Source organism: Agromyces laixinhei (assembly GCF_006337065.1).
Lineage (GTDB): Bacteria > Actinomycetota > Actinomycetes > Actinomycetales > Microbacteriaceae > Agromyces > Agromyces laixinhei.
Genome location: NZ_CP040872.1, coordinates 3,265,053 through 3,275,906, shown reverse-complemented (window position 1 = coordinate 3,275,906; position 10,854 = coordinate 3,265,053). Strand labels below are relative to the sequence as shown.

Annotated in this window: 9 protein-coding genes; 6 read left to right on the top strand and 3 right to left on the bottom strand. The window is 68.3% G+C overall.

Going from position 1 to position 10,854, the window contains the following annotated elements:
- Nucleotides 1–38: 38 nt before the first annotated feature.
- Nucleotides 39–548 carry a DoxX family protein gene (locus FHG54_RS15470; RefSeq protein WP_139418060.1) on the bottom strand — a complete coding sequence of 170 codons (510 nt, stop codon included), beginning with the start codon at nt 546–548 and terminating at the stop codon, nt 39–41.
- 299 nt (nt 549–847) lie between these two features.
- Between FHG54_RS15470 and FHG54_RS15465 the strand changes: the two genes are divergently transcribed.
- Genes FHG54_RS15465 through FHG54_RS15450 form a run of 4 tightly spaced genes read left to right on the top strand, consistent with a single transcriptional unit; the run spans nt 848 to nt 6,416 of the window.
- A complete protein-coding gene (locus tag FHG54_RS15465; RefSeq protein ID WP_232331374.1) occupies nt 848–2,125 on the top strand; it encodes an ABC transporter substrate-binding protein in 1,278 nt (425 codons plus the stop codon).
- Nucleotides 2,126–2,148: 23 nt separating this feature from the next.
- Nucleotides 2,149–3,516 (top strand): ABC transporter permease, encoded by a 1,368-nt coding sequence (locus FHG54_RS15460; RefSeq protein WP_139418058.1) that lies wholly within the window; start codon nt 2,149–2,151, stop codon nt 3,514–3,516.
- On the top strand, nt 3,513–4,397 hold the full coding sequence (locus FHG54_RS15455; protein ID WP_139418057.1) for a carbohydrate ABC transporter permease: 885 nt from the start codon (nt 3,513–3,515) through the stop codon (nt 4,395–4,397). Before FHG54_RS15460 ends, FHG54_RS15455 begins: the two co-directional genes overlap by 4 nt.
- Nucleotides 4,398–4,439: 42 nt before the next feature.
- Nucleotides 4,440–6,416 carry an ABC transporter ATP-binding protein gene (locus FHG54_RS15450; protein ID WP_232331375.1) on the top strand — a complete coding sequence of 659 codons (1,977 nt, stop codon included), beginning with the start codon at nt 4,440–4,442 and terminating at the stop codon, nt 6,414–6,416.
- A 41-nt stretch (nt 6,417–6,457) separates the two neighbouring features.
- On the opposite strand, the gene FHG54_RS15445 is transcribed toward FHG54_RS15450, so the two are convergent.
- Together FHG54_RS15445 and FHG54_RS15440 are read right to left on the bottom strand one after the other, a co-directional pair.
- On the bottom strand, nt 6,458–7,162 hold the full coding sequence (locus tag FHG54_RS15445; RefSeq protein ID WP_233437804.1) for a DUF305 domain-containing protein: 705 nt from the start codon (nt 7,160–7,162) through the stop codon (nt 6,458–6,460).
- Nucleotides 7,159–7,851: a DUF3105 domain-containing protein gene (locus FHG54_RS15440; protein WP_139418056.1), complete on the bottom strand. Its 693-nt coding sequence runs from the start codon at nt 7,849–7,851 to the stop codon at nt 7,159–7,161. Before FHG54_RS15440 ends, FHG54_RS15445 begins: the two co-directional genes overlap by 4 nt.
- 271 nt (nt 7,852–8,122) lie before the next feature.
- On the opposite strand from FHG54_RS15440, the gene FHG54_RS15435 reads away from it, so the two are divergent.
- Together FHG54_RS15435 and FHG54_RS15430 are read left to right on the top strand one after the other, a co-directional pair.
- On the top strand, nt 8,123–9,490 hold the full coding sequence (locus FHG54_RS15435) for a cystathionine beta-synthase (RefSeq protein WP_139418055.1): 1,368 nt from the start codon (nt 8,123–8,125) through the stop codon (nt 9,488–9,490).
- Between the two features lie 94 nt (nt 9,491–9,584).
- Entirely contained in the window at nt 9,585–10,784 is a 1,200-nt protein-coding gene (locus FHG54_RS15430) for a cystathionine gamma-synthase (protein WP_139418054.1), read from the top strand.
- Nucleotides 10,785–10,854 lie beyond the last annotated feature (70 nt).

Below are 10,854 nucleotides of genomic sequence, written 5' to 3'. Positions count from 1 at the left end.
GGCATCCGTCGTTCAGCGGCCGATCGCCGAGCCCTCCGTCAGCGGTCGCCGGACGCGGCAGGGGCGTTGCGCTCGCCGAGCTTGACCACGCCGTATGCGCCGGCCGCACCCGCGACCAGTGCGAACACACCCCAGCCGATGCCCCAGCGCGTTCTGCCGGCGGCCGCGTCGATCGACAGCTTGCCCGGCCCGTCGGCGCTCAGGGCGAACAGGGTCGCGATGAGCGTGCCGTTGAACTCCCAGCCGCCCTTCGAGTTCCAGAACCCGTTCTTCCAGTGCACCTTGTCGATCGCCGTGAGCATCGTGGCGATCAGCCCGGCCGAGGCGAGCGGCGTCGCCGCGCCGGCCGCGATCGCAGCACCGCCTGCGGTCTCGGTCAGGGCCACGGCATAGGCGTTGGCCCTCGGCGGATGGATGTCGGTGCCCTCCATCATCTTCTCGGTGCCCTCGATGCCGGGGCCACCGAACCAGCCTGTGAGTTTCTGCAGGCCGTGCCCCATGAAGAGGCCGCCGACGAACAGTCGCAATACCAGCTTTCCCGTATCCATGCTTCCACCGTAGGCACACGAGGTCGGCGGGCGCACGGGGTTGACGGGCCGACGCCACACGGCATCCGGCGTGCCGGTTCGCCGGATGGAGGTCGAAAACCGACTCCTCACGACCGGGCGACGTCGAGGAATTGGTGTTCGATTCGTTACGGCGGGTTGCTTGTGACCGTTCGTGCGGTTGTCCTAGCGTGGGACTGAACCGGTTCTCGGGGACTGCGCAGCACGCATGCTCGCCTGTGAACACAGCAGCACGTCTAGGAGGACGCACCATGAGATCCACACGCAGAACTCGGATTCTGATGCCGATCGCGGTCGCGGGCACGGCTGCCCTCGCGCTCACCGCATGCACGTCCGGCGGAGACGAAGGCGGTGGCGGAGGTGACTTCGCCGGGGAGACCCTCGAGGTGGCCGCGGCCTGGTCGGGTGCCGAGCAGGAGAACTTCGAGGCGGTTCTCGCCGAATTCGAATCCCAGACCGGCGCGACCGTGAACTACTCCAGCTTCGGCGACAACGCTTCGACCGTGCTCGGCGGGCAGATCGAGGGCGGGAGCCCGCCCAACGTCGCCATGCTCGCCCAGCCGGCGCTCATGCAGCAGTTCGCCGACGATGGCGTGCTCATTCCGCTCTCCGACGACACCCTCGCCACGGTGGAGGAGAACTACTCGCAGAGCTGGGTCGACCTCGGCTCGGTCGATGGCACGACGTACGGCGTCTGGTTCAAGGCGTCCAACAAGTCGACGGTCTGGTACAACGCAGACATCTACGATCAGGCCGGGGCGGAGGCTCCCGAAGACTGGGACGGATTCCTGGAGCAGCTCCAGCTGGTCGCAGATTCGGGCTACGCCGGCATCTCGGTGGGCGCCGACGTCGGCTGGCCGCTCACCGACTGGTTCGAGAACGTCTACCTGCGTACCGCGGGCGGCGACATGTACGACCAGCTCACCAACCACGAGATCCCCTGGACCGACCCGTCGGTCACCGAGGCGCTCGAGGTGCTCGCGTCGCTGTGGGGCAACGCCGCGCTCATGCAGCCCGACGCCGCGACCCGCACCTTCCCCGAGTCCGTGACCGCGGTCTTCGGCGCCGACCCGCAGGCCGGCACCGTCTACGAGGGTGACTTCGTCGCCGGCAACATCACCGAAGACGGCAACTCCGTGGTCGGCGAGAATGCCCTGTTCTACAACTTCCCGTCGATCAACGACTCGGCTCCCTCCGTCGTCGGCGGCGGCGATGTGGCGGTGGCCTTCACCGACGACGACGCGACGGCCGCGCTCATGGAGTTCCTGGCCTCGCCCGAGTCGGCCGAGGTCTGGGTGCCCAACGGCGGTCTGACCTCGCCGAACGAGCAGGTCGACACCTCGCTCTACCCCGACGACACCTCGAAGCAGATCGCGGAGGCGCTCGTCGGCGCCGAGGAGTTCCGCTTCGACATGTCCGACCTGACGCCGAGCGCATTCGGCGGCACCCCGGGTCAGGGCTTCTGGCAGATCATGATCACGTTCCTGCAGAACCCGACGGACATCGCAGGAACGCAGCAGCAACTCGAGGACGCAGCAGTAGCGGCATACGGCTCCTGACGCACCGAGATCGGAGTGCACCAATGACGCAGTCAGCAGTGGCTCCGGTCACCGTCGATCAGAGGCGGGGCGGCCAAGGGGGCCGTCCCCGCCGATCGACGATCGGCTGGAGGAAGTTCGGGACCATCCTGATCTTCCTCCTGCCCGCCGCCATCCTCCTCGGCGCACTCGTCGTCTACCCGATCGTCTACACCGCCATCCGTTCACTCTTCGGCGCGTCGGGCGGTGAGTTCGTCGGGTGGGAGAACTACGTCACGATGTTCACGAACGACTCGACGTTCACGGCCATCCGCAACAACGTCATCTGGGTCGTCGTCGCGCCCATCGCCTGCACCACGCTGGGCCTCGTCTTCGCCGTGTTGCTCGAGCGCATCCGGTGGTCGACCGCGCTGAAGCTCATCATCTTCATGCCGATGGCGATCTCGATGCTCGCGGCGGGCGTCATCTTCCGTGGCATGTTCGAGGAGAACCCGAACACCGGCGTGGTCAACGCGGTGATCGTCGGCGTGCAAGACGCCTTCAGCGCAGACACGGCGTACCCCGGTGCGCGGCCGCGCGAGGAAGTCGGTCTCATCGCCGACCGCGGCACCATCGCGGGCGAGGCGGCGATCTCGCCCGGCTCGGAGCAGAACTTCCCGCTCATCGGCATCCGAGCCGACGACGTCCCCGATTCCGCAGCACAGGCGGAGCCGGCCGAGTCGCCGGGCTCTGATCAACTCGCAGGCACTGTCTGGCTCGACGTCGTGCGCGGCGGCGGAGGCACGAACGGAGAGATCGACGACACTGAGTCGGGCCTGCCCGGCATCCAGGTCGACGCGGTCGCCGAAGACGGGTCGGTGGCCGGCACCGCGCAGACGGATGACTCCGGCCGATACCTGATCGAGGGCCTCCCATCCGGCTCGTACACGGTCGCACTGCCGGCATCCAACTTCGACGAGGGTGCGCAGGGCGTGGCGTGGCTCAGCCCCGCCCTGATCAACGTCGTCGTCATCCTCTCGTACATCTGGATCTGGGCCGGATTCTCGATGGTGATGATCGCCGCGGGACTCTCGGCCATGGATCGCTCGCTGCAGGAGGCGGCGCGGATGGACGGCGCGAACGAATGGCAGGTGTTCTCGCGCATCACCGCGCCCCTGCTGTCGCCGGTGCTCGTCGTCGTGTTCGTCACCCTGATCATCAACGTGCTGAAGATCTTCGACTTGGTGTACGTGATACCGCCAGGAGTCTCGAAACCGGCGGCCAACGTGATCGCCGTCGAGATGTGGACCGTCTCGTTCGGCGGCGGAAACGATCAGGGGCTCGGCAGCGCGCTCGCGATCCTCCTGCTCGTGCTCGTGCTGCCGACGATGATCATCAATGCACGACGCTTCCGCGAGGAGAGGAAACGATGACCGCCGGCGAGCTGACCATCGTTCGCGGCAAGAAGACCGTCGCGCAGAAGATCCTCGCGTTCTTCGGCAACTCGTTCGTCACGATCCTCCTCGTCGTCGTCGCGGTGTTCTGGCTCGTGCCGACCGTCGGGCTGTTCATCTCCTCGCTGCGGTCCGCGGGCGACAGCGCGTCATCCGGTTGGTGGACGGTCTTCACGGCGCCCGCGCAGCTCACGCTCGACAACTACGCGAACCTGCTGGCGAACCCCACGATCATGGGATCGTTCTGGAACACGATCATCATCGCGGTGCCGACCACGATCGCGGTCGTGGTGATCGGAGCGCTCGCCGGATACGCGTTCGCCTGGATCGACTTCCCCGGCAGGGACTGGTTCCTCATCGCCGTCATCGTGCTGCTCGCGGTGCCGCTGCAGGTCGCGTTCATCCCGCTCGCGCGCATGTTCGGCGATCTGGGCATCTTCGGCTCGGTGTTCGGCGTGGTGCTGTTCCATACGGCCTTCGGGTTGCCGTTCGCGATCTTCCTGCTGCGCAACTTCTTCACGCAGATCCCCGCTGAGCTGCTCGAGGCGGCCCGCATCGACGGTGCGAGCGACTGGCGCATCTTCCGCCAGGTCATCCTCCCGCTCGGCGGGCCGGCGATCGCGTCACTCGCGATCTTCCAGTTCCTCTGGACGTGGAACGACATGCTCGTGGCGCTGATCTTCACGAACTCGCAGTCTCAGCCGCTCACCGTCGCGATCCAGAGCCAGTTGCGACAGTTCGGTGCGAACATCGACGTGCTCTCGACGGGTGCCTTCCTGTCGATGATCGTTCCGCTGATCGTGTTCTTCGCGTTCCAGCGGTACTTCGTGCAGGCACTGCTCGCCGGTTCGCAGAAGTAGCGCCGGGCCGCGGGTGCCGGTTCGGCCCATAGGGTTGAGCCCATGAGCATGCACGGGGCAACCCCTCGCGGCGGGCGTGGCAGCGGCGCCGCAGGCAGCAGCAGCGCGGCCGGTGGGCGTGCCGGCGCTGCAACAGGCGGCGGTGCTCGCCGGGTGTTCGGCGCCGATGCCGAGGCCCAGCGCGCAGCGAACGCCGAGGCGCCGAAGATACCGAACCTGCTCGGGCGCATCGCCGAGCTGTTCGCCGGGCACAGGGTCGCCCTCGTCACGACCGTCGTGCTCGTGCTCATCGGTGCGGCGCTCGCCATCATTCCGCCGCTGCTCACCCAGCGGGCGTTCGACGACGGGCTCTTCCCGGTCGGCGCAGGCGGCGAGGCATCCGGCCCGAATCTGCCGGTGCTCATGTGGCTCGTGGCCGCGATGATCGCGGTGTTCATCGTGTCGGCGCTGCTCGGGGTCTGGCAGACGTGGCTGACCGCGACGATCGGCAACAGCGTCATGGGCGCCCTGCGCGTGCGGCTCTTCACGCACCTGCAGGCGATGGAGCTGAGCTTCTTCACCCGCACGAAGACGGGCGTCATCCAGTCGCGACTGCAGAACGATGTCGGCGGTGTCGCGGGCGTGCTGACGAACACCGTGTCGAGCGTGCTCGGCAACACCGTGACGGTGATCTCGGCGTTCATCGCGATGGTCATCCTCAACTGGCAGCTCACGATCATCGCGCTGCTGCTCATGCCGTTCATGGTCATCGCCCAGCGCCGGGTCGGCCAGGTGCGGGCGCGCATCGCCGGCAGAACCCAGGAGTCGCTGTCGGAGATGACGGCGATCACACAGGAGACCCTGAGCGTCTCCGGCATCCTGCTCTCGAAGAGCTTCACCCGGCAGCGCAGCGAGATCGAGCGGTACGCCGACGAGAACGGGAACCAGATCGCGCTGCAGGTCAAGCTGCAGATGACGGGCCAGTGGTTCTTCGCGATGGTCAACATCTTCATGTCGTCGATCCCCGCGATCGTCTACCTGGTCGCCGGCCTGCTGATCACGGGCGGCGCAGCGGATGTCACGGCGGGCACCATCGTCGCATTCACGACCGTGCAGGCGCGCCTGCTGTTTCCCCTCATGGGGCTCATGCGCGTCGCCCTCGACCTTCAGACCTCGAGCGCGCTCTTCGCGCGCATCTTCGAGTACCTCGACCTGAAGCCGGCGATCGTCGACGCGCCGGGTGCTCGCGAGGTGCCGTCGTCGGGCTCGTCGAGCGAGGCAGCGCTCGGGCGCGTCGAGTTCGACGAGGTGTCGTTCCGCTACCCCGACGCTGACGACGCGTCGCGCCCGACCCTCGACGCGGTGAGCTTCACGATCGAGCCCGGCCAGTTCGCAGCCTTCGTCGGGCCGTCGGGGGCGGGCAAGACGACGGTGTCGTACCTCGTGCCGCGGCTGTACGAGGCATCCGGCGGTGTCGTTCGCTTCGCGGGGGTCGACGTGCGTGATCTCGCGCAGGAATCGTTGGTCTCCCACATCGGCATCGTGAGCCAGGAGACGTACCTCTTCCACGCCTCCATCGGCGAGAACCTGAGGTACGCGCGCCCCGAGGCGAGTGACGCCGAGCTCGAGGCGGCCGCCCGCGCGGCGAACATCCACGAGACGATCGCCTCGTTCCCCGACGGTTACGACACGGTCGTCGGCGAACGCGGCTACCGTCTCTCGGGCGGCGAGAAGCAGCGCATCGCGATCGCGCGGGTGCTGCTGAAGGACCCGGCCGTGCTCGTGCTCGACGAGGCGACGAGCGCGCTCGACACGATCTCAGAGCGGGTCGTGCAACAGGCGCTCGACGACGCCGCGCGGGGCCGCACGACCATCGCGATCGCGCACCGGCTCTCGACCGTGGTCGCGGCCGACGTCATCTTCGTGGTGGTGGCCGGGCAGATCGTCGAGCAGGGCACGCACGCCGATCTCGTCGGCGCCGACGGCGTCTACGCATCGCTCTACCGGCAGCAGGAGGAGCGACCGGTGCTCGAGGCCTGAGCACCGTGCTCGAGGCCTGAGCACCGTGCGCGTGTGCCGTCTCAGCTGCGCGCGGCGAGCATCCGGGTCATGAGGTCGATCTCTGACGTCTGGCTGTCGACGATCGACTGTGCGAGCGCCACGACGACATCGTTCGTCGAGCGCGCGAGTACCGCGTCGGCCATCTCGACCGCGCCCTGGTGGTGGGTGATCATGAGTTCGAGGAACATGCGCTCTGCGGCCACGCCGGTGAGGCCGCGCAGCTCTTCCACCTGAGCCGGTGTCGCGAGCCCGGGCATCGGCGCGCCCGGCGTATGGGCATCGGGGTCGGCGGTCGCGTGATCGTCATGACCGGTCGCGCCGTCGATCGCGGGGCGGGTCATCCACGTCATCGACGGCTCCGAACCGGCCTGCGACAGGCCCCACTCGGCGAGCCATCCGTACATCTGGCCTGCCTGCTGCGCCTGGGTCGTCGCGATGTCGTAGCCGAGCAGGCGCACCTCGTCGTCATCGGTGGCATCGCGCACGATCATCGCGAGCTCGACGCCCTGCAGGTGGTGCACCTGCATGTCGCGGGCGAATCCGGCCTCGGCGCTCGTCGTCGTCGGGGTGGGCTCGGTGAGCGTCGAGAGCCGCCCGATCGAGAACGCGGCGACGGCCACGACGACGAGGGCGATGGATGCCACGGCGATGACGGCGGCTCTCCCGCCCCGTCGCCGATCGTGGGCGGGGGAGTCGTCGCCGGGGGTCACCGTGCTCGGTGTCACGACACCTTGCCGGGGGCGTCGAACGCGCCGGTGCAGAGTGCGCCGGGCTCGGGCACGTTCTGGCTCTTCCAGTACTCCTCGAAGAAGGCGGGCAGGCGCTCGTCGTCGGCGCTGTCGAGGGCGAGCTGCGAGTTCCAGCCGCTCAGCACGATCGGTGAGGGAAGTCCCTCGAACGGCGAGAGCACGACGTAGCTCGAGGGCAGGTGCTTCTTCAGCGCCTCGAGCTCTGCAGCAGGCAGCTCGGGGTCGTAGGTGACCCAGATCGCGCCGTGCTCGAGCGAGTGCACGGCGTTCTCGTTGGGTACGGGCTCTTCATAGACGCCGCAGTTCAGCCATGCCTGATTGTGCTCACCGCCGGCGGGCGGGGTCTGCGGGTAGTCGACGACGCCGTCGACGTGGCCGGCGGGGTTGTCGAAGGTCTCGACGCCCTCGATCTGAGCGCCGTCGCTGCCGGCGTTGTACGAGACGGGCTGCGGGGTCAGCACGACCGCCCCGATGATGAGGCCGACCACGGCGGTGCCGCCGACGATGGCCGCCCCGAGGCCGATGCGCCGGTTGCGCTTGGCCTTGGCCTCGCGCTTCTTGAACTCGGCGAGCTTGCGTTCGCGTTCAGCGGCGCGCTGCTGCTTGATCGACAGCTCCTTCTGCTGCTGCTTCACCTTGGGGGGAACGGGCGGGGTCGCGCTCACAGGTGGGCCCTCTCTCGTATGGTTGTCGCTGCAATATTATGAGCGTTTCGGCTGGGAGAACACCGGATCGAGGCATCCGTTGCGGCTGATCGCCCGTCGAAGGCACAGTAGAGTGACCTCGTGATCCTCTCGCTGTGTTGTCGCTGACGCGACCGTTGTCGCTGACGCGACTCTTGTCGCTGACGCCGACAAGACCGACACCGCACGCACGATCGTTCGCCGCTCCCGTCCGCCGACCGGGCGGAACGAGCCGACAGCAAGGGCACCGCAAATGAAGTACGCAGACACCATCGTCGATCTCGTCGGCGACACCCCGCTCGTGAAGCTGCACCATGTCACGAAAGGGGTGACGGATGCCACGGTGCTGGTCAAGCTCGAGTACCTGAACCCCGGCGGCTCATCGAAGGACCGCATCGCGGGCCGCATCATCGACGCGGCCGAACGCGAGGGCCGGCTGAAGCCGGGCGGCACCATCGTCGAGCCGACCAGCGGCAATACCGGCGTCGGGCTCGCGCTCATCGCCCAGCAGCGCGGCTACAGGTGCGTCTTCGTGTGCCCCGACAAGGTCGGTGAAGACAAGCGCAACGTGCTCACCGCCTACGGCGCCGAGGTCGTCGTGACGCCGACCGCCGTCGCCCCCGACAATCCGGAGTCGTACTACGGCGTCTCCGACCGGCTCGCCCGCGAGATTCCCGGCGCGTTCAAGCCCGACCAGTACTCGAACCCCAACGGGCCGCGTTCGCACTACGAGACCACGGGTCCCGAGATCTGGCGCGACACCGAGGGCCGCGTCACCCATTTCGTGGCCGGCGTCGGCACGGGCGGCACGATCTCCGGCACCGGGCGGTATCTGCGTGAGGTGTCCGACGATCGCGTTCGCATCATCGGCGCCGACCCCGAGGGTTCGGTGTATTCGGGCGGCACCGGGCGGCCGTACCTCGTCGAGGGCGTCGGCGAGGACTTCTGGCCGGCGGCATACGACCCCGCCGTGCCGCACGAGATCATCGCCGTCTCCGATGCGGCGTCGTTCGACATGACCCGGCGGCTCGCCCGCGAGGAGGGCATCCTGGTGGGCGGATCGAGCGGCATGGCCGTGGTCGCGGCGCTCGAGGCCGCGGCATCCGCCGGCCCCGACGATGTGTTCGTGGTGCTGCTGCCCGACGGCGGTCGCGGCTATCTCGGCAAGATCTTCAACGACAAGTGGATGCGGGCGTACGGCTTCTCGAACGCCCCGGCCGGCCACACGATCGCCGAGTTGCTCGCGGCGAAGGCCGACCGCACCGCCCCGATCGTCTACGTGCACCCGAACGACACGGTGCGCGAGGCGATCGACCGCATGGCCGAGACCGGGGTCTCGCAACTCCTCGTGCTCACCGCCGAGCCGCCCGTCGTGCTCGGCGAGGTGCTGGGCGCGCTGCACGAGGAGGCCCTGCTCGACCTCGTGTTCTCCGGCGAGGCGCAGCTCACCGACAAGGTGTCGGGCGTGGTGGGCGAGCCGCTGTCGCTCATCGGGGTCAATGAGCCCGTGGCATCCGCTCGCTCGGCCTTCGCCGCAACTCCCGCGATGCTCGTGACCGACGGCGGCAAGGCGCTCGGCGTGATCACCCGCACCGACCTGCTCGCCTACCTCTCCGCCTAATTCCTTTTTCAGGAACGGATGTCGTGGACGTCCTGTTTCTCATCAACAATTAACCCTCAGGGCTGAACTTTCGCCCAGAAAGCGACGGCAACGCATGAATACTCCTGAAAAGAGCATGGGGTTTGACACTCGTGCGATCCACGCGGGGCAGGAGTTCGACCCGACCACCGGCGCGGTCATCCCGCCGATCTACGCGACCTCCACCTACGTGCAAGACGGCATCGGCGGCCTTCGCGGCGGTTACGAGTACTCGCGCGGCGGCAACCCCACGCGCACCGCGCTCGAGACCCAGCTCGCTGCGCTCGAGGGCGGCGAGCTCGGCCTCTCGTTCGCCTCGGGCCTCGCGGCCGAAGACGCGCTGCTGCGCACCGTGCTCGCTCCCGGCGACCACGTCGTGATCGGCAACGACGTCTACGGCGGCACGCACCGGCTCATCCGAAAGGTCCACGGCGCCTGGGGCGTGCGGCACACGACCGTCGACACGAGCGACCTCGACGCGGTGCGCGCGGCGATCGAGTCGTCGACGAAGGTGCTCTGGATCGAGACGCCGTCGAACCCCCTCATGAAGATCTCGGATGTCGCGGCGCTCGCCGAACTCGGCCGCACCGCGGGCGTGCTCGTTGTCGTCGACAACACCTTCGCCTCGCCCGCACTGCAGCAGCCGCTCGCGCTCGGCGCCGACGTCATCGTGCACTCGACGACGAAGTACCTCGGCGGGCATTCCGACGTCGTCGGCGGCGCGCTCGTGTTCGGGGCGGGACTCGACGCGAGCGGCGGATCGCCCCGCCCCGAACTCGCCGACCTCGCCGAACGCGTGACGTTCACGCAGTTCGCGGCGGGCGCGGTCTCGGGCCCGTTCGACGCGTTCCTCACTTCGCGCGGCATCAAGACGCTCGGCGTGCGCATGGAACGGCACAGCAGCAACGCGCTGGCGATCGCCCGGCGCCTCGACGAGCACCCCGGCATCGAGCGGGTGTACTACCCGGGCCTCGAGTCGCACCCCGGTCACGAGCTCGCCGCCCGGCAGATGTCGGGCTTCGGCGGCATGCTGTCGATCTCGCTCGCGGGCGGCGGCGACGCCGCGCGCCGATTCGCCGAGTCGACCGAACTCTTCCAGCTCGCAGAATCGCTCGGCGGCGTCGAGTCGCTCGTCAACTACCCGTCGGAGATGACGCACGCCTCGGTGAAGGGCACCGACGCCGAGGTGCCCGAGTCGGTCGTGCGACTGTCGGTCGGCATCGAGGATGTCGCCGACCTGCTCGCCGATATCGACGGGGCGCTCGCCCGCCTGTAGCGGCCTCCGCCCTCGCGCTCCGCTCTCGCGCTCCGCACCTCTCCGGCGCGCCTCGACGAGAAGTGCGCCC